Raw genomic sequence first — 17,914 nt, 5'->3', positions numbered from 1 at the left:
TTGTTTGCGTAACTAAAATAGGTAACGTTCCCTTTTTGGGAATATTCTATTTTAAGGACAGCAAAGGTGTTGGTATCATCGGTATTTAAATCAAGCAGATGGTTTGCATTTGTTAACGAAAGCTGGCGCATAGCGACACTTTGGTTTATGGGTGTTTTGCTATTTATGAGCTTTCGGGTGTTCTTTTTGGTTTATTTTCATAACCGGATCACTGCCCCATTAGATGTTGATACAATTTTAAATACCTTAAAAACGGGGTTTGCATTTGACTCCGCCGCCAGTGGCGTCTGCTTTAGTATTCCTTTTCTACTCAATTGTATTTTACAACCACTGCGACTGTGGCATTGGGTCAGAGCGGTGCGTGTATTGACCGCCAAGCTTTTCTTTGTGGTTGCTATTTTACTTTGTATAACCAGCATCACATATATTGCTGAATACGGCAGTCAATTCAATTACTTTATGTTTGAAGGGCTACATGACGATCAGCAAGCAATTGCTTTAACTGCAATAAAGCAATATCAGCCATGGGGCAGTGTCCTGAGTTTATTAGTATTGTTAGTGGTTGCATTTAAGTTATGCCAGTTAATTGATCGGCAACCTTATGGTTTTTTAGAGCGTATTTTTACTGATTGTAAGTGGAAACGAACATTTTTAATTGTTTTGATCATAGTGTTATTTGTCTGTGCTATTCGCGGTTCGTTCGAGTCACGCCCAGCTTCGCGAAAGTGGTCTGCCGTTACCCTTGATCCGTTTGTAAATAGTTTAGTTATAAATCCATTTCGCAGTTTTGTGTATGCTATTAAGGATTATAATGAGCTACAAAGTCATGGCTTAGACGGTGAAAATCCATACTTAAAAAGTAATACCACAATTGCTCCAGACGGGTTAGTAGAGTTAAAGCAACACAGCAGTGAGCCGCTGTTGGCAGCCCCGTCACAAATATTTTTTATTGTGATGGAAAGTTACGATTCATGGCCGTTACAACAAAAATATGCTTCACTTAACTTAACCAACGAGCTAAAAAACCTCGCTAGCAAGGGGATTTATTTAGATAACGTGTTACCAGCAGCCAGTAGCACTATGAACTCGTTATCGAGTATTTTATCTGGGATCCCTTATGCAGGGGTCAATATGAGCCTTATAGGGCCACAGCAACCAGCTAGTAAATTGTCATTATTCAATCAGTTGGAACAGTTAGGTTATACCAGTCAATTTTTTTATGGCGGTTTATTGTCATGGCAGAATGTTGGCCAATATGTCCTCTCTCAAGGTGCCGATAAGGTGTACTCTGCTACAGATGCTGGCGGTAAGGGGAGTGCCGGGGTTTGGGGGATTGATGATGCTCAGTTATTTGATTTGGTTGCTGCGAAAACACAGCCAAAAAGCTTTAATGTGATCATGAGCGGCAGTTATCATGGACCTTTTAACTTAGATCTAAATCAGTATGATTACCCGTTTAAAACTGCCGCTGATTACCCTGCAGAAATTCAAGAATTAGAAACACAAGTACTTGATCCTTATGTGCTTGGGCACTTATGGTATAGCGATAAAATGTTAGGCGCATTTGTACGTAATATGCAACAACGCTACCCCGATGCGTTATTTATTATTACGGGTGACCATTACAGCCGGCGCTATTTACATCCTCGGCCTAATTTATACGAATTGACTCATGTGCCTTTAATTATTTATGGCAACGGAGTGAACTCAAATATGGTGAACTCTCAACAAATAGCTAGTCATATGGATATCGCGCCAACCTTGTTGAATTTAATAGCACCAGCTAGTACGGAATTTTATAGTGTCGGACAGTCACTATTAACAGCGCCCGCTGAACGGACTGTTTTTGGTTTTCAAACTGTACGTAATAATAAGCAATTATGGCGTGGTGATTTAAATGCATTATATGAGTACTATGCTGTAAACTCGCTCGATAAAATACAGCTAATGCCAACGCAAACACAATCGTTTAAAGTGATCGATGCTGCAACAGAGCATGCGTATAATCAATACATGGCGCAAGCGTGGCATTTGCTAACTCAAGGCACAAATAATTTCTGATGAGCTGTTAAGATACTAAACATGAACAAACCAAACATTAACCTAGTTAATAAACCAAATGGCATAGGCTTAGGTCGTCTTTTTAAAGCCACTCAATGCTCAATTAAAGGGTTTAAAGCGGCTTTTCAGGAAGAATCAGCTTTTCGCACAGAGCTCGCTTTAGGGCTAGTGTTACTCCCATTATCATTTTGGCTTGCGCAATCACTGCAACATTGGGTAATGCTGGTTGTTAGCTTTTTATTTTTATTAGTGGTTGAACTCCTCAACTCAGCTATTGAAGCATTAACAGATCGCGTTGGCGTTGAATACCATGTGCTTTCAGGACGTGCGAAAGATATTGCTTCAGCAGCGGTTAGTTTAGCGCTGTTGATATTGATGATAGTGTGGGGTGTAGCTGGGTATGAAAAAATACTTACATTGATAAGTTAGGCGTTAGGTAAAGCGCTACGGGCTTCGGGCGACGGGTTCAGAATACACGCTAGCATCTAGGTTTAATTGCGGGGATAAACTCGCGCCTACGTTATGTGGGGATAAACCCACGGCTACGCGTGTAGCAGCGAGTTTACCTCGCGACAATAACTTTTACCTTCGCGGTGGCAAGCAACTCGCATACAAGTAACATCTGCTGTGTAGGTCGCCATTTATGGCGACAAGTCTATTTCACCACCGAGGCGCAGCATTGAAAAGAGAAAGCCACGGGCTAAGGGTAACGAGCTTCGAATACACCCTTAGCAGCTAGTCACTTCCCTAAAACCTAGCCCCTATTTTACTCTAAATCACAGCGCCTCATAATCTCTTTGTGAATAAATTACTTAAAGCACATTAATTTAATTGCGGGGATAAACTCGCGCCTACGTTATCTAGCAGCGAGTTTACCTCGCGACAAATAACCTAAAGTTTATAACAGTATAATCAGCAGGTATAAAAAAAAGCGCCGATTGGCGCTTTTTTTACATTCACACAAAGGCTGGAATTAAAGGCCAGCTGCTGCGCGAAGTGCGTCTGCTTTGTCTGTGCGTTCCCATGGGAATTCATCACGACCAAAGTGCCCGTAAGCAGCGGTTGGTTGATAAATTGGGCGCTCAAGATCAAGCATTTGAATTAGGCCGTAAGGGCGTAAGTCAAAGTGTTCACGAATAAGTTCGATTAAACGACCTTCTTCTAATTTACTTGTACCAAACGTTTCAACACTGATTGACGTAGGCTCCGCAACACCAATTGCGTAAGATACTTGTAGCTCACATTTATCAGCAAGACCAGCAGCAACCACGTTTTTCGCAACGTAACGCGCAGCGTATGCAGCTGAGCGGTCAACTTTTGATGGATCTTTACCAGAGAAAGCACCGCCACCGTGACGAGCCATACCGCCGTAGGTATCAACGATGATTTTACGACCAGTAAGACCACAGTCACCCATAGGGCCACCGATAACAAAACGACCCGTTGGGTTAATAAAGAACTTAGTTGCTTTAGAAATTAGCTCTGCAGGTAATACAGGCTTGATGATGGTTTCCATCACTGCTTCTACTAGATCATTTTGTGAGATTGAATCACAGTGTTGAGTAGAAAGAACAACTGCATCAATGCCGACTGGTTTGCCGTTTTCATATGCAAAAGTAACCTGTGATTTTGCATCTGGGCGTAACCACTCAAGCTCGCCGCTTTTACGTACTTGCGCTTGGCGTTGTACTAAACGGTGAGAGTAAGTGATAGGTGCAGGCATTAATACTTTAGTTTCGTTACACGCATAACCAAACATTAAACCTTGGTCACCAGCGCCTTGTTCTTCAGGGCTAGTACGGTCAACACCTTGGTTGATGTCTGGAGACTGCTTACCGATTGTATTTAAGATTGCACACGAATCAGCATCAAAACCCATGTCTGAATGTGTGTAACCAATTTCACGTACCGTTTTACGGGTGATTTCTTCAATATCAACCCAGGCGCTAGTAGTGATTTCACCACCAACCATAACCATACCGGTCTTCACGTAAGTTTCACACGCAACACGTGCATGAGAATCTTGCTCTAAGATGGCATCAAGTACCGCGTCAGAGATTTGATCCGCGATTTTATCCGGATGACCTTCAGAAACTGATTCAGAAGTAAATAAATGTTTTGCCATTGTCTTTCTGCTCACAAATATTGCGCTTCACAAACGTCGGTAAGAGCGCTAAAAAATTAAGGGGCGTATTTTATCGAAAACAACGATAGTTGCATAGTGTTTTTACGCCTAGACGTCTAAATAAAATTACTAATAACTTTTTGTTCTTAAAAAATTTTCATAATAGCTAATTTAATCAGGGTTTTTAATTGCACACAGCCCCTACAATAAGTAAGAATGGGTGTTCTTGAAAAACACACAACAACCAGCGCAAATACAGTTAAAGGTAGGAGAATTCATGCCGTCTCGCAAAGAACTTGCAAATGCTATTCGCGTCTTATCAATGGACGCAGTACAACAGGCCAAATCAGGCCACCCTGGAGCCCCTATGGGCATGGCGGATATCGCAGAAGTATTATGGCGCGACTATCTAAACCACAATCCAACCAATCCAGAGTGGGTAGACAGAGATCGATTTATACTCTCAAACGGCCACGGTTCAATGCTGATTTATTCTCTATTGCACTTAAGTGGTTATGATTTGCCAATTGAGGAAATTAAAAACTTCCGCCAAATGCATTCAAAAACTCCAGGTCACCCAGAGTATGGTTATGCACCAGGTATTGAGACCACTACGGGTCCACTTGGTCAAGGGATCACAAATGCGGTAGGTATGGCGATTGCTGAAAAAGCATTGGCAGCACAGTTTAACCGTGAAGGTCACGATATCGTTGATCACTTTACGTATGCTTTCTTAGGTGATGGTTGCCTTATGGAAGGTATTTCTCACGAAGCGTGTTCACTTGCAGGCACATTAGGCCTTGGTAAATTAGTGGCATTTTGGGATGACAACGGCATTTCAATTGATGGTGAAGTTGAAGGCTGGTTTAGCGACGATACCCCAGCGCGCTTTAAAGCCTACGGCTGGCATGTGGTAAGCGGCGTTGATGGCCATGATTCAGATGCAATTCGTGCAGCAATCGAAGAAGCACGTAGCATCACTGATAAACCAACTCTAATTTGTTGTAAAACAGTGATTGGTTATGGCTCTCCTAACAAATCAGGTAGCCATGATTGCCACGGCGCACCACTAGGTGAAGACGAAATCAAAGCTGCACGCGAGTTCCTAGGTTGGACTGGTGAAGCATTTGACATCCCAGCTGATATTTACAGTCAGTGGGATGGCAAAGAAAAAGGTAAGCAACTAGAAGCGAGCTGGGATGAAAAGTTTGCCGCATACGCAGCTGCACATCCTGAATTAGCAGCCGAGTTTAAACGCCGTACCAGCGGTGAATTACCTGCTGATTGGGCAGAAAAATCACAAGCGTATATTGAACAGCTTGATGCAAACCCTGCAAACCCAGCTTCACGTAAAGCATCACAAGATGCATTAAATGCATTTGGTCCTTTATTACCTGAATTTATGGGCGGCTCTGCGGATTTAGCAGGTTCTAACTTAACAATTTGGAAAGGCTCTAAAGGTCTTGAAGCAAACGATGCCAGCGGTAACTACATCTACTACGGTGTACGTGAGTTTGGTATGTCAGCCATCATGAACGGTATTGCACTGCATAAAGGCTTTATACCTTACGGTGCTACGTTCCTAATGTTTATGGAATACGCACGTAATGCAGTACGTATGGCGGCGTTGATGAAAGTGCCAAGCATTTTTGTTTATACGCACGATTCAATTGGTTTAGGTGAAGATGGTCCAACGCACCAACCAGTAGAGCAAATTGCTAGCATGCGTTTAACGCCTAACTTAGTTAACTGGCGCCCGTGCGACCAAGTTGAATCTGCTATTGCATGGCAACAAGCAATTGAACGCAAAGATGGCCCAACGTCACTTATCTTCACTCGCCAAGGCCTTGAGCAACAAACTCGCTCAGCGCAGCAATTAAGCGATGTGAAAAAAGGCGGTTATGTACTTAGCTGTGATGGTGAGCCAGAGCTTATCTTTATCGCGACAGGCTCTGAGGTGCAGTTAGCACAAGACTCAGCGGCTGAACTTCGTAAGCAAGGTAAAAAAGTACGTGTTGTCTCAATGCCATCAACCGATGTATTTGATGCACAAGATGCTGCCTACAAAGAAAGCGTATTACCGGCTGCAGTTTCACGCCGCGTAGCAGTAGAGGCAGGTATTGCTGATTACTGGTACAAGTACGTTGGCCTAAACGGCGCAGTTGTGGGCATGACCACCTTTGGTGAATCAGCGCCAGCTAATGAGCTGTTTGAGCACTTTGGCTTCACGGTAGATAATATCGTAAACAAAGCAAACGAATTGTTTTAACTTTAACGATTAAAATTTAGAAGCCCGCACTGTGTTAAACGCAGTGCGGGCTTTTTTGTATAGAGATGTTAGCTTTCAGCCGTCAGCCGTCAGCCGTCAGCCGTCAGCCGTCAGCCGTCAGCCATAAGCTTTCAGCTGTCAGTTAAAGTGCTGAGGCGCTGTGCCAAGTAAAATCGTAGGAGGGTGCTTCAGCCCCGATTTTATTGGAGCTTCATTCCTGATTTTATGGTGTTTAAGTAGGTTTATTTGATTTCGCTTTCGCTTTAAGCTGAACAAATGCTTAGTGATAGTAATACCTTAGCTAATTTGTTAAAAGTATATAAAGTAGAAATATTGACCACAACAACGACCAACAATACTAGTTTCATTTTAGCAAAGGGTTTTCAACCATTCTTTGAGTATTCGATTTTCAAGGTTCAAATAAAGGAGTAAACAATTGGAAGTTACATTAAAAACTGGAAAGGAAATATTAGCGCAGCAATCATTTAGTAATTTATTAGGTGCGGAGCTTGAAAAGTTCGAAGCAGGTTATGCTGAGTTACGTTTAGAAATTAAAGAAGAGCTAAAGCAAAATAACGGTTTTGTTCATGGTGGTGTGGTTAGTTACATGGCTGATAACTGCATAACATTTGCTGGCGCCTCTGTTCTGGGCGCCTGTGTCACATCGGAGTATAAAATAAATTACGTCCGTCCTTCAATTGGCGAGCGTTTGCTAGCAAAGGCAAATGTATTGCATGCAGGTAAACGTCAATCTACTTGTGAGTGTAAAGTTTTCGTTCAAGAAAATGGTGAAGAAAAGCTCGTTGCTGTCGCGCTTGGGACAATAAGCAAGATCTAAGCTGTGGGGTATGCCTTACTCATTATGCTTGGCCATACAATAATGACACAAAGCCAGAGTTAAACCATTTATTTAGCCCTTAAACACTTGACGCGCTAAAGCACGACCTACAATGTAAGCCCGAAGCCCGAAGCCCGAAGCCCGAAGCCCGAAGCCCGAAGCCCGAAGTCCGAAGCTCATGAGTATTTTTCACATCACTACACTTGCATGATATGCCTGCTTAGGGCAATGTGGACGCAGTTAAATTATAAATATAAACAGGAGTGAGGATGTCTCAATTTGATAATGTAAGTGTTGTTAAAACAGCAAACGTGTACTTTGATGGTAAAGTTTCAAGCCGTACGGTAATTTTTGCCGATGGCAGCACGAAAACATTAGGCTTTATGCAGCCGGGTGAATTTGAATTCGCAACCAGTAAAAAAGAATTAATGGAGCTTAACGGCGGCCAGTGGCAAGTATTGTTACCTGGCGAGAGCGAGTGGCAAACAATGTCAGCAGGTGAGTCGTTTAACGTTGATGCTAACGTAACTTTCCAAGTTAAAGTTGCAGACTTTGCCGATTATTGCTGTTCGTATACTTAATATACAAATTAAGTGAATAAGCTACAAAGCCCGCCATGCGTGGGCTTTTGCATATTTAATACTCTGAGGATGATCTAAATCAGCTTTACTAACAAATAAATGTCATATTTATGCTTTTCTGCCTTGTGTTAATCTAAATAGCCCCCAATACTAGTTATGAGGTAACATAAAAAAGGATACCCTATGAAAATTAATCTTTCTGGTCACCATGTTGACGTTACTGACTCTATTAGAGAGCACATCAACGAAAAATTTTCAAAAATTGCGAGCCATTTTCCATCTCTGATCGCACTCGATATTATTCTTTCAAAAGAGCATCACAAGCTCCAAGCAGAAATTAGTACTATTTATGAAGGCGCGCGTTTATCAGTTAAAGGCGAGAACGAAGTTCTTTACCCAGCGATTGCAAACGCGGCTAAAAAACTCGATGCGGCATTAAAGCATCGTAAAGGCCAAATTAAAGCCAATTTACACCAAAAACCAGTGAGCACGACACCTGAAATTGCTCATGAAATTATTCAAGAAATGGATTTACGTTAAAAAATAAAAGGCGCTAGGTTCTAGGTAACTAGGATCTAGCAAACCGTTTCTTCTTCCACTAATTTTCTCACTTTCAATCCACACTAAAACGCTGTAACTTGCTTATTAATAAAAACAATGTAGTAAGCACACACATGCAATCAGCAGTATCAAATTGGCAAACTCGATTAAACGCATTAGGTCCCGGTATTTTAATGGCCACGGCGGCAATTGGTGGGTCACATTTAGTGGCATCAACCCAAGCTGGCGCCATTTTTGGTTGGCAACTATTTTGGCTTATCGTGGTGGTTAATGTACTTAAATACCCTTTTTTTCGTTTTGGTATTGAATACACATTAGCGACTAAAAAAAGTTTGGTTGAAGGCTACCAAAGTAAAGGGCCGTGGTTTTTTTATAGCTTTATTGGTTTGAATATTATCGCTGCGGTGGTAAATACCGCTGGTGTTCTATTATTAACAGCCAGCTTACTACATTACGCGTTACCCATTAGTATTTCGGTGACTTTACTCTGCTGGTTGATACTTGCGATATGTTTAATCATTTTATTACTCGGGCACTTTAAAGCGCTCGATAACGTCGCCAAAGCGATTATGGGGCTATTAACGCTCGCTACGGTAATTGCCCTTGCTATTGCATTTAGTAACGGCCCTATGGCGCCTGTTGATTACGTTGGCCCATCACCTTATGAACTTGCCATGCTTGGCTTTATGGTGGCGTTAATGGGCTGGATGCCAGCACCGATTGAAATATCAGCGCTTAGTTCGTTATGGCTAAAAGAAAAACAAAGTCAGCAAACGGTGACTAAAGCCCAAGGGCTGTTTGATTTTAATTTAGGTTATTGGCTCACGGCAGGGCTTGCCTTAGTGTTTTTTGCGCTTGGTGTTTTAGTGCAATATGGTCAAAGTACGCAAATAGAGCTTGGCGGCGTTGCATTTGCTAAGCAACTGATAGATATGTATGCCTTGACTATAGGTGAGTGGGCACGGCCGTTAGTGTCAGTAATCGCATTTTTATGTATGTTTGGCACCACGCTTACTGTACTTGATGGTTATGCTCGTACATTGAATGAATCCCATAAATTGCTTGGGTTTAAGCAAAGTAAACACAGTTTAAATACGTGGCTTATTTTACAAGCATTTGCTGGAATGGCGGTGATCTTATTTTTTAAATCAGCACTGGGCCCAATGCTCACTTTTGCTATGACTTTAGCGTTTATAACGACACCTATTTTTGCATGGTTGAATTTTAGCTTAGTGCGTTCAGAGCCAAGTATTCAACATTCTAAAATTATACGCAGCTTGAGTTGGCTAGGATTAATTTATTTAGTTGGCTTTGCGTTGGTGTTTTTAGTTTGGCAGCTTGGGTAAATGCCATTTGCGCGGGTAGCAGCGAGTTTACCTCGCGACACTGAAACTATTTCGCGGTGGCAAGCCACTCGCCTACAAGTAATATAACCCCTGTAGGTCGTCATTTATGGCGACAAGAGTATTTTACCACCGAGGGCAGGAGGCGCTATGCGCTACACAGAGAAGAGAAAGCCACGGGCTACGGGTAACGAGCTTCGAATACACCCTTAGCAGCTAGTCACTTCCCCAGAACCTAGCTCCTATTTACCTCTAAAGCGCAGCGTCTGTTAACCTCTTTGTGAACAAATTACTTAAAGAACGTTAGTTTAATTGCGCGGGGTAAACCCGCGCCTACGTTATGTAGCAGCGAGTTTACCTCGCGACTGTTTTACTCTTTTTTCGGGCGAAAGCCCGAATTACAAAAGCTTATTTCACAAAGAGAAGTAAATGAGGGTAAACGAAACAAAGCAGCAGGCTACGGGTAACGAGCTGCGGGCTATAAATACACCTAAAACCAGTTCCTATTTTTCAATTGCTTACTTGAAAAAATCGTCGTCATTCTTGGCAAGCATGGCTTCAATATCTTCAATCATATCTTGGCTTAAATCTTCCGCGGAGGTAATTGGTGCGGAAATTTTGTTGTTTTCAAACGACCATTCGCCTAAATCAATTAATTGGCAGCGCTTTGAACAAAAAGGGCGATGTGGGCTTTTTTCTGACCACTCAACCTGAGCTTTACATGTTGGGCAGTTTACAACTGTTGGCATAACATTTTCTCATATATTTGTTTGCGATCCCTATAGCCTAAATCTTAGGGATCTACGTTCTTAAAAACTAGTAACGCGGTTTATTTCGGCCAGTGAAGTTAAGCCATCTGCGGCTTTACGAAGCCCCGATAAACGTAAATTATTAAAACCTGACTTTAACGATACCTCTGCAATTTCTAACGAGTTGCCACCACGCATAATGATCTGCGCTATTTCTGGAGTAATTTGCATTACCTCATAAATACCAACACGGCCTTTATAGCCTTCAGTACAGCTATCGCAACCCTTAGGAGCAAATAAAGTCAGTTCGCTTATTTGCTCAGGCGTGAAGCCTTGGCGCAGTAGCTCTTCACTTGGCAGTGTTTCAGGTGTTTTACATTTAGGGCATAAACGTCGTGCTAAACGCTGCGCGATGATCAAACTAATCGAACTGGCCACGTTATACGCAGGCACCCCCATGTTAAGTAAACGCGTTAGGGTTTCTGGTGCAGAGTTGGTATGCAAGGTAGACATTACCAAGTGACCCGTTTGCGCAGCTTTTATTGAGATTTCCGCGGTTTCAAGATCACGGATCTCACCGACCATTACCACATCAGGATCTTGACGTAAGAAGGCTTTTAGCGCGTTTGCAAAGGTCATCTCGGCGCGTGGGTTAATTTGTACTTGGTTGATCCCTTCAAGGTTTATTTCAACCGGATCTTCCGCAGTACTAATATTACGCTCTGGTTGGTTAAGAATATTTAAACCCGTATAAAGTGATACCGTTTTACCAGAGCCTGTCGGCCCGGTAACTAAAATCATGCCTTGCGGTTGTTGTAGCGCATCCATATAGAGCTTTTTCTGCTCAGGTTCATAGCCAAGTACGTCAATGCCTAGCATTGCACTGGATGAGTCAAGAATACGCATTACGATTTTCTCGCCCCATAAAGTAGGCAGGGTGCTTACCCGAAAATCAATGCTTTTGCGTTCGGTAATTTTTAATTTAATACGCCCATCTTGCGGCTTACGTTTTTCGGCAATGTCTAAACGCGCCATAACTTTTATACGTGCTGACAAGCGGGTAGCAAGGCTGTTAGGGGGGCTGGCCATCTCATGTAAAATACCATCGATACGAAAACGTACACGGTATTTGTGTTCATAGGGTTCAAAGTGTAGATCGGAGGCGCCTTTTTTTATCGCATCCATTAAAATTTTATTAATGTAGACAATAATAGGTGCATCGTCTTTTTCATCGTCATTGCTGTTTTGCGGCTCGTGTGAGCTTTCAGTATCGAGATCACTAAACTCTTTAAATTCTTCATCGCTTAAGTGCAAGCTGCCTGAGGCATCAAGCAACAGCTCTATTTTTGCTTCGAGTTGACGATAATCGACCACGACAACTTCACAAGAGAGCCCAGTACTGAATTCAAAATTCTCAAAGGCACCATAATCTGTCGGATCAGAGGCTGCAATATAGAGCTTACGGCCTTTTTTTACCAAAGGCAGAATATGGTGTTCTTTGATCAGCTTTTCTTTAATTAACTCTTTAGGGATCAGCTCTACATCAAAATCACGTAAATCAAAATAAGGTACTCGGAATAAATCAATGCATTGCTCGGCAAGTTCATGGCCATCAATACCGCTGCACTTTGCTATTAGCTCTGCTGTTGAGGCATACTCACGTTGTTTTAGTTTGACTGTTTCTGCGTCAATACGACCAAGCGTAATAAACTTTCTAAGTAATGGTGAATTAATATTCATTGCGCACCTTGGTTAGATCCTTTCATAGCCAGCAATTTATCAGAAAAAAGAATGGTATAACATTAGTCTTGTCGATTTAAGGTAATTTGACAACAAAAAGCTGAAAAGTTTTTATTTATCTAGGTATTTAGTTTAATGGCGCGGGGTAAAACCGCGGCTATATCTGGCCAGTGAGTTTAGCTCGCGACTGTTTACTTATTCTCGGCTATTGCTAAATACTGTTTATGCAATTGTTGTATCATAATGGCTACTTGAGCCAAGGATTGATTATTATCAACCACATCATCTGCGCGTGTTAATTTATCTTCGCGAGACATTTGTGCGGCGATAATACTCAGAGCTTGTTGTCGGTCAATGTTATCGCGGGCGATAGTGCGTGAAATTTGTATTTCTACAGGTACATCTATTACCAACGTGCGATCACAGAATTGTTCAAGGCCATTTTCAAACAATAGCGGGGCAACAAGTACAACATAAGGGCTGTTAGCGGTGCTTAAATCATTAAGCGTTTTTTCACGAATAAGTGGGTGCAGTAGGCTATTAAGCCAAGTTTTTTGTGCGTTATCAGCAAAAATTATTTTACGCAATTGAGCCCGATTTAAACTACCGTCGGCGTTTAATACTGCATCACCAAAATGTTCGTGAATAGCAGTTAATCCGGCACTATCAGGAGCAACAACTTGGCGGGCAATAATATCAGCATCCACGACCGCAATACCAAGCTCTTCAAACATTGCACTTACCGCACTTTTACCGCAGCCAATACCACCTGTTAAACCGAGCACCCAGTTATCAATTGATTTACGTGATGGGGAAGTCATATTAATAGCCTAACCAATTAAAGTAAAACGCTTGGATTTGTGAGCCCCATAACAAGGTTACCCAACCAGCTATGGCTAAATAAGGCCCAAACGGAATAGGCGTGGCTTTATCTTTGCCTTGAATACTTAATAGTGCGATACCAATAATTGCGCCCACCACACTCGATAGTAAAATAATGGTGAGTAGTGATTGCCAGCCAAGTAGTGCGCCGAAAACAGCAAGCAATTTAAAATCGCCATAACCCATGCCTTCTTTACCGGTTATTAGCTTAAATAGCCAAAAAACACTCCACAAGCTGAGGTAACCACATGCCGCACCAATAATTGCATCAGTTGGAGAAATAGTAATACCCATTACTGCGGCAATCAGTGCCACCCAAACTAATGGTAATGTGAGTTGATCGGGCAGCAACATGTGATCAATATCTATAAATGTCAGTGCCACTAATACCCAAGTAATCAAAATATACAGCAGCGCTTGTTCAGTCGCGCCAAAGGTATAAGCCACTATTAGGCTTAACACTGCCGTAAGCATTTCAATAATAGGGTAGCGCACTGATATTGGGTTATTACAGCTGGCGCAGCGGCCTTTTAGTAATAACCAACTGATCACTGGGATATTTTGCCATGCTTTAATGGCTGTTTTGCATTTTGGACAGGTTGAGTTAGGCGTCACTAAATTAAACGGCTTTGGCGCACTTGCTGACTTATTACTTTTTAGTTCGTCTGCGAGTAAAACACGGCACTCAGTTTGCCACTCGCGTTGCATCATCAGTGGCAAACGATAAATAACAACGTTTAAAAAACTGCCAACACATAAGCTCACTAAGCCAACAGTGAGTAAATAAAACCATAACTGGCTTTGCATTACTGTAACTATATCGAGAAAAAATTCGTGCATTACATACCTAAAAAATTAAGTTAAAAACCATTTTCACAAAGAGAAGTGAATGAGAGTAAATGAGAAAAAACCACGGGCTGCGAGCCGTGGAATAAATACACCTAGGACTTAATCACTTCCCTAGAACCTTTATTACTTCTCTAAAGCGCAGCGCCGCTTAACCTCTTTGTGAATAAATTTTAATTGCGCGGGGTAAACCCGCGCCTACGCATTGGTAGCAGGAGTTCTCCTCGCGACTTTATATACTTTTACAATCGTAGGAGCGCTTTAGCGCCGATGAGCTTTAACATATACCTCAAACTTAAAAATCACGGCTAAAGCCTGTTCCCACAAAAAGCAAGACATCTAGCACCTATAACCTCTTTCTGAATTAATCACTTAAATAAAAAGGCTTGCATTACTTAATATAAATTGGGAACATTTTTGCTTACAGCTTACAGCTTACAGCTTACAGCTTACTACATTACAGCTTACAGCTTACAGCTTACAGCTTACAGCTTACAGCTTACAGCTTACAGCTTACAGCTTACAGCTTACAGCTTACAGCTTACAGCTTACAGCTTTTATATAACCGACCCAAGTTGGAATATTGGTAAGTACATCGCAATGATCAAACCACCCACTAACACGCCGAGTACCGCCATAATAAGCGGCTCTAAAAGGCTGGATAAGCCATCTACCGCATCATCCACTTCTTGCTCATAAATATTAGCGACCTTGGCCAGCATGCCATCGAGTGAGCCTGACTCTTCACCAATGGCCACCATTTGAATCACCATATCGGGGAATATTTTTGAGTTACGCATTGCCCAGTTCATTTGATTACCTGAGCTTACTTCAGCTTTAATATCTAAAATAGCATAGCGATAAACCGCGTTACCAGAAGCACCCGCTGCAGAGTCCAACGCATCAACCAAGGGTACACCGGCCGCAAAGGTGGTCGAAAGGGTACGCGCATAACGCGCTACTGCCGCTTTATTTAAAATCATACCAATAACGGGGAGCCTTAAAATAGCTCTATCATTTGCATCACGCAGCTTCTTGCTTTTTAGCAGTGCTTCTTTATACGCGTAGCCAAAGCCGACAAGTGCGATGAGCATCATCCACCAATATTCCTGCATAAACTCAGAAATACCAATCACCATTAAGGTAAATGCAGGCAGTTCAGCACCAAAACCATTAAAAATATCTTGGAATTGCGGCACCACAAATATAAGTAGGATGGAGGTAACAATTAAGGCCACTACTAATACAGCAATAGGGTAAAACATGGCTTTTTTAATTTTTGATTTCAGCGCTTCGGATTTTTCTTTATAAAGGGCAACACGATCAAATATTTTATCCAGCGCACCAGATTGTTCGCCCGAGGCAACTAAGTCACAATATAAGTCATCAAAATAACGCGGGTGTTTGCGTAGCGCATCAGATAAAGTGCCACCGGCTTTTACTTCATCGCCGATGGTTTCCATTAGCTTGCCAACGCTTTTATTGGTAGCACCCGTGCCAATCATTTCGATTGATTGAATCAGCGGCACACCCGCCATCAACATAGTAGCGATTTGTCGGGTAACAAGCGCAATATCTTTTGGCGTAATTTTTTGCATCCGAGCACCAAACAAAGGTTTGGCTTTGCGCTTTACTTTAGACGGCGTGATCCCTTGCTTACGTAACTGGGCTTTAACTAAAGCAATACTCATCCCATTCATTTCGCCTTCTAGACGTTTGCCACGGGCGCTTACACCTACCCATTCAAAGGTGTCCTGTCCTTTTTTATCTGTGTCTTTAGCCATTGCTTTATTCCGAATTACGTTTAGGAAATAAAAAATTATTATACTCTATAGTAGCCAGCTTTAACTGCTTAAACAATTGATTCGATGAACTTAAGCTGATTAAATAAGTAAAATTCAATTTGCTTCTTTTTTGGGGATGTTGGGATAGTGAAAATGAATGCTATTTATCTTAAAAAATTAAAATGGTCTGGTTTACATTTTTTACTCGGGCTAGTTTTTTTATCGGCTGTTGGCTTTTATATTTATACTCAATGGTTTTATGCAGGCAGGCACTATTTAACTGACTTAATTGGACTTGCAGGAATTATTTTATCAATTGATTTAATTCTCGGGCCAATGCTGTGTTTTTGGCTGTTATCGCCAGTAAAAACAAGAAAAGAAAATATCATTAATTTATCACTAATTGTTTTTTTGCAATTAAGTTCTTTAAGTTATGGGGTTGTGCAAATTAATAGTCAACGTTTGGCTTATATTATTAAATGGCAAACATCTTATTTTGCAATATCAAAAAGCGATGCGAGAGAAGGGTATATATCCGAGGGTTTTTATTTGTTTAACGAACCTGATGTCGGCACTAAGGACCGCCTGCTGTATGACAAGTTGATTAATCAATCTATCCCACCAATAGAAATGAATGAGTTTTTTGAACCAACAGATTTTGAAACTGAGTGCAAAACTATTTGCGGAGTAATTACAAAGAATGGCATTGTTAATGTAACTAAAATAAGTGGTGTAATTACGTTTAACAAGTCCCTTCGCTAATGCAAGTACTTGCGGAAGATAAATCCCATTGGAGTTGATTTGCATTTATACTCGCAACCATAATGTAAGTATCACCAGCATTTGATAATGAAGCTTCACTGCTTGCAGTTGAGGTTATTTTATAACTACCTGCTGTGTTCGAAATATCAATATTAGCAATAAGCTTTGGGGCGAGATAATCCGATTTACTAGCTCCGATTTTGCTGAATGAATCACAATTATTAAGTGTTTCTTTAGTATAAAAACACACTTCAACAGCGCGCTGCAACGCATTAGTTGCAAGTACTACTTCGGTGAATTTTGCACGCTTATAGTGGTTGTTATAGGCAGGAAGAGCTAATGACACCAAAATCCCCATAATGGCGATGGTAATCATTAGCTCTATTAATGAGAAACCAAATGGTTTTTTCATTTTTATTTTGTAAGAATTAGCAAACGCCTTTTTCTACACAATCGCCTGTTTGGCCCCAGGTTAATGTACCACCGTTAGTTGATACTGTAGGAGTCAAAATATAAGTCGCATCATCAACGGTACTTTGTCCTGTTGCAGTGATTATAGCTTTCTCTTCAATCTTAACATCTTTAACATGAGCACCATCAGCCGCACCAGCGGTTAAACCAATTTCTGCTGCTGAATCACAATTTGCTAAAACACCTGCACCACGTGTTTGGAAACAAACGTCTACTAAACCTTTGGCTGAAGATGCAGCAAGTACAACCTCAGAAAAACGTGCTTTTTTAGTGTAAGTTTGGTATTGCGGTAATGCAATCGCTGCCAAAATACCGATGATTGCAATAACAATCATTAATTCAATTAGGGTAAAACCCTTTTGACTTTGTTGTGTCATTTTTTCCATGTTCCTCTCCTAAAGGATAGTGTTTTTGTAAGTTAAAGAAATTATGTTAGTAATGTGGGTTGTCACGATTGCTACTGTAATCACTTTATCTTACGGTTTTTTTAAAATCATTAAATTACTAATACCTAAGCTAATACTTAGATTAGCGCCTAACTAAAACAGCAGCTAGGTTTTAGTATCAATTAAAATTACTCTGTTAGAACTACTTTAGCACTAAAACTACTTATTGAAAGGGGCTTTAGCTGCATTTTATCGAAATTAAAGCGTTTTCTGCACTCGATAGTTATGTTTGTTGCTGTTAATTTTACTAAAGGCGCTAGCTAAAAAAGCGATACTTAGTAAAGTAACACTAAAAAATAGTTCTTTAGGATTGGTTAAAGAGGTGTTTAATTCATCCTAGAGGCTTATGTTAACACTGTTTATTAGTCCATTAGGTACTAAATTTAACAATTTGTTACACAATAAGCCTTTCGGCGTATTTAATGCTTTTTTGTTTAAATTGTCAACGGATTAGGT

At 41.2% G+C, this 17,914-nt stretch carries 16 protein-coding genes; 8 read left to right on the top strand and 8 right to left on the bottom strand.

Features of this window, described 5'->3' with window-relative positions; translation table 11 throughout:
• Positions 1-66: 66 nt before the first annotated feature.
• Both PHAL_RS0110130 and PHAL_RS0110125 read left to right on the top strand, forming a co-directional pair.
• Positions 67-2,061, top strand: coding sequence for an LTA synthase family protein (locus PHAL_RS0110130; RefSeq protein ID WP_016708289.1), 1,995 nt, complete (start codon positions 67-69; stop codon positions 2,059-2,061).
• Between the two features lie 21 nt (positions 2,062-2,082).
• Positions 2,083-2,490, top strand: a complete 408-nt coding sequence (locus PHAL_RS0110125; RefSeq protein WP_016708288.1) for a diacylglycerol kinase — start codon at positions 2,083-2,085, stop codon at positions 2,488-2,490.
• A 544-nt stretch (positions 2,491-3,034) separates the two neighbouring features.
• Here PHAL_RS0110125 and metK read toward each other — a convergent pair.
• Entirely contained in the window at positions 3,035-4,186 is a 1,152-nt protein-coding gene (gene metK, locus PHAL_RS0110120) for a methionine adenosyltransferase (RefSeq protein WP_016708287.1), read from the bottom strand.
• 277 nt (positions 4,187-4,463) lie between these two features.
• Here metK and tkt point away from each other — a divergent pair, with 277 nt between their 5' ends.
• From tkt to PHAL_RS0110090, 5 genes are all read left to right on the top strand, one after another.
• Positions 4,464-6,455: a transketolase gene (tkt, locus tag PHAL_RS0110115; protein WP_016708286.1), complete on the top strand. Its 1,992-nt coding sequence runs from the start codon at positions 4,464-4,466 to the stop codon at positions 6,453-6,455.
• A gap of 436 nt (positions 6,456-6,891) precedes the next feature.
• Complete coding sequence (locus PHAL_RS0110105) at positions 6,892-7,293, top strand: PaaI family thioesterase (protein ID WP_016708284.1); 402 nt, start codon at positions 6,892-6,894, stop codon at positions 7,291-7,293.
• 269 nt (positions 7,294-7,562) lie between these two features.
• Positions 7,563-7,874, top strand: coding sequence for a pyrimidine/purine nucleoside phosphorylase (ppnP, locus tag PHAL_RS0110100; RefSeq protein WP_016708283.1), 312 nt, complete (start codon positions 7,563-7,565; stop codon positions 7,872-7,874).
• A 183-nt stretch (positions 7,875-8,057) separates the two neighbouring features.
• Positions 8,058-8,414 carry a ribosome hibernation-promoting factor, HPF/YfiA family gene (gene hpf, locus PHAL_RS0110095; RefSeq protein ID WP_016708282.1) on the top strand — a complete coding sequence of 119 codons (357 nt, stop codon included), beginning with the start codon at positions 8,058-8,060 and terminating at the stop codon, positions 8,412-8,414.
• Between the two features lie 134 nt (positions 8,415-8,548).
• A complete protein-coding gene (locus PHAL_RS0110090) occupies positions 8,549-9,781 on the top strand; it encodes an NRAMP family divalent metal transporter (protein WP_016708281.1) in 1,233 nt (410 codons plus the stop codon).
• A 515-nt stretch (positions 9,782-10,296) separates the two neighbouring features.
• Here the strand turns inward: PHAL_RS0110090 and yacG are convergent.
• From yacG to PHAL_RS0110065, 5 genes are all read right to left on the bottom strand, one after another.
• Positions 10,297-10,527, bottom strand: coding sequence for a DNA gyrase inhibitor YacG (yacG, locus tag PHAL_RS0110085; protein WP_016708280.1), 231 nt, complete (start codon positions 10,525-10,527; stop codon positions 10,297-10,299).
• Between the two features lie 60 nt (positions 10,528-10,587).
• Positions 10,588-12,267, bottom strand: coding sequence for a type IV-A pilus assembly ATPase PilB (pilB, locus tag PHAL_RS0110080; RefSeq protein WP_016708279.1), 1,680 nt, complete (start codon positions 12,265-12,267; stop codon positions 10,588-10,590).
• A gap of 191 nt (positions 12,268-12,458) precedes the next feature.
• A complete protein-coding gene (gene coaE, locus PHAL_RS0110075; RefSeq protein WP_016708278.1) occupies positions 12,459-13,088 on the bottom strand; it encodes a dephospho-CoA kinase in 630 nt (209 codons plus the stop codon).
• A 1-nt stretch (position 13,089) separates the two neighbouring features.
• Complete coding sequence (locus tag PHAL_RS0110070; protein WP_016708277.1) at positions 13,090-13,989, bottom strand: prepilin peptidase; 900 nt, start codon at positions 13,987-13,989, stop codon at positions 13,090-13,092.
• Between the two features lie 563 nt (positions 13,990-14,552).
• Complete coding sequence (locus PHAL_RS0110065; protein ID WP_016708276.1) at positions 14,553-15,779, bottom strand: type II secretion system F family protein; 1,227 nt, start codon at positions 15,777-15,779, stop codon at positions 14,553-14,555.
• A gap of 153 nt (positions 15,780-15,932) precedes the next feature.
• Here PHAL_RS0110065 and PHAL_RS0110060 point away from each other — a divergent pair, with 153 nt between their 5' ends.
• The gene (locus PHAL_RS0110060; RefSeq protein WP_016708275.1) at positions 15,933-16,541 is read left to right on the top strand and encodes a hypothetical protein; all 609 of its coding nucleotides are present in this window, start codon (positions 15,933-15,935) and stop codon (positions 16,539-16,541) included.
• Here PHAL_RS0110060 and PHAL_RS0110055 read toward each other — a convergent pair.
• Positions 16,522-16,953, bottom strand: a complete 432-nt coding sequence (locus PHAL_RS0110055) for a pilin (protein WP_016708274.1) — start codon at positions 16,951-16,953, stop codon at positions 16,522-16,524. The genes PHAL_RS0110060 and PHAL_RS0110055 overlap by 20 nt on opposite strands.
• A 16-nt stretch (positions 16,954-16,969) precedes the next feature.
• Entirely contained in the window at positions 16,970-17,398 is a 429-nt protein-coding gene (locus PHAL_RS0110050; RefSeq protein ID WP_016708273.1) for a pilin, read from the bottom strand.
• Between the last annotated feature and the right edge of the window lie 516 nt (positions 17,399-17,914).

Source organism: Pseudoalteromonas haloplanktis ATCC 14393 (assembly GCF_000238355.1).
GTDB lineage: Bacteria > Pseudomonadota > Gammaproteobacteria > Enterobacterales > Alteromonadaceae > Pseudoalteromonas > Pseudoalteromonas haloplanktis.
Note: the sequence above shows the minus strand (reverse complement) of the source record. Positions and strands in the feature narration are given on the sequence as shown.

Coding starts and splice junctions, on each gene's coding strand:
- PHAL_RS0110125 (WP_016708288.1), top strand. CDS start 2,083: ATGAACAAACCAAACATTAACCTAGTTAATAAACCAAATGGCATAGGC.
- PHAL_RS0110070 (WP_016708277.1), bottom strand. CDS start 13,989: ATGCACGAATTTTTTCTCGATATAGTTACAGTAATGCAAAGCCAGTTA.
- coaE (WP_016708278.1), bottom strand. CDS start 13,088: ATGACTTCCCCATCACGTAAATCAATTGATAACTGGGTGCTCGGTTTA.
- PHAL_RS0110065 (WP_016708276.1), bottom strand. CDS start 15,779: ATGGCTAAAGACACAGATAAAAAAGGACAGGACACCTTTGAATGGGTA.
- yacG (WP_016708280.1), bottom strand. CDS start 10,527: ATGCCAACAGTTGTAAACTGCCCAACATGTAAAGCTCAGGTTGAGTGG.
- tkt (WP_016708286.1), top strand. CDS start 4,464: ATGCCGTCTCGCAAAGAACTTGCAAATGCTATTCGCGTCTTATCAATG.
- hpf (WP_016708282.1), top strand. CDS start 8,058: ATGAAAATTAATCTTTCTGGTCACCATGTTGACGTTACTGACTCTATT.
- pilB (WP_016708279.1), bottom strand. CDS start 12,267: ATGAATATTAATTCACCATTACTTAGAAAGTTTATTACGCTTGGTCGT.
- PHAL_RS0110050 (WP_016708273.1), bottom strand. CDS start 17,398: ATGGAAAAAATGACACAACAAAGTCAAAAGGGTTTTACCCTAATTGAA.
- metK (WP_016708287.1), bottom strand. CDS start 4,186: ATGGCAAAACATTTATTTACTTCTGAATCAGTTTCTGAAGGTCATCCG.
- PHAL_RS0110060 (WP_016708275.1), top strand. CDS start 15,933: ATGAATGCTATTTATCTTAAAAAATTAAAATGGTCTGGTTTACATTTT.
- PHAL_RS0110090 (WP_016708281.1), top strand. CDS start 8,549: ATGCAATCAGCAGTATCAAATTGGCAAACTCGATTAAACGCATTAGGT.
- PHAL_RS0110055 (WP_016708274.1), bottom strand. CDS start 16,953: ATGAAAAAACCATTTGGTTTCTCATTAATAGAGCTAATGATTACCATC.
- ppnP (WP_016708283.1), top strand. CDS start 7,563: ATGTCTCAATTTGATAATGTAAGTGTTGTTAAAACAGCAAACGTGTAC.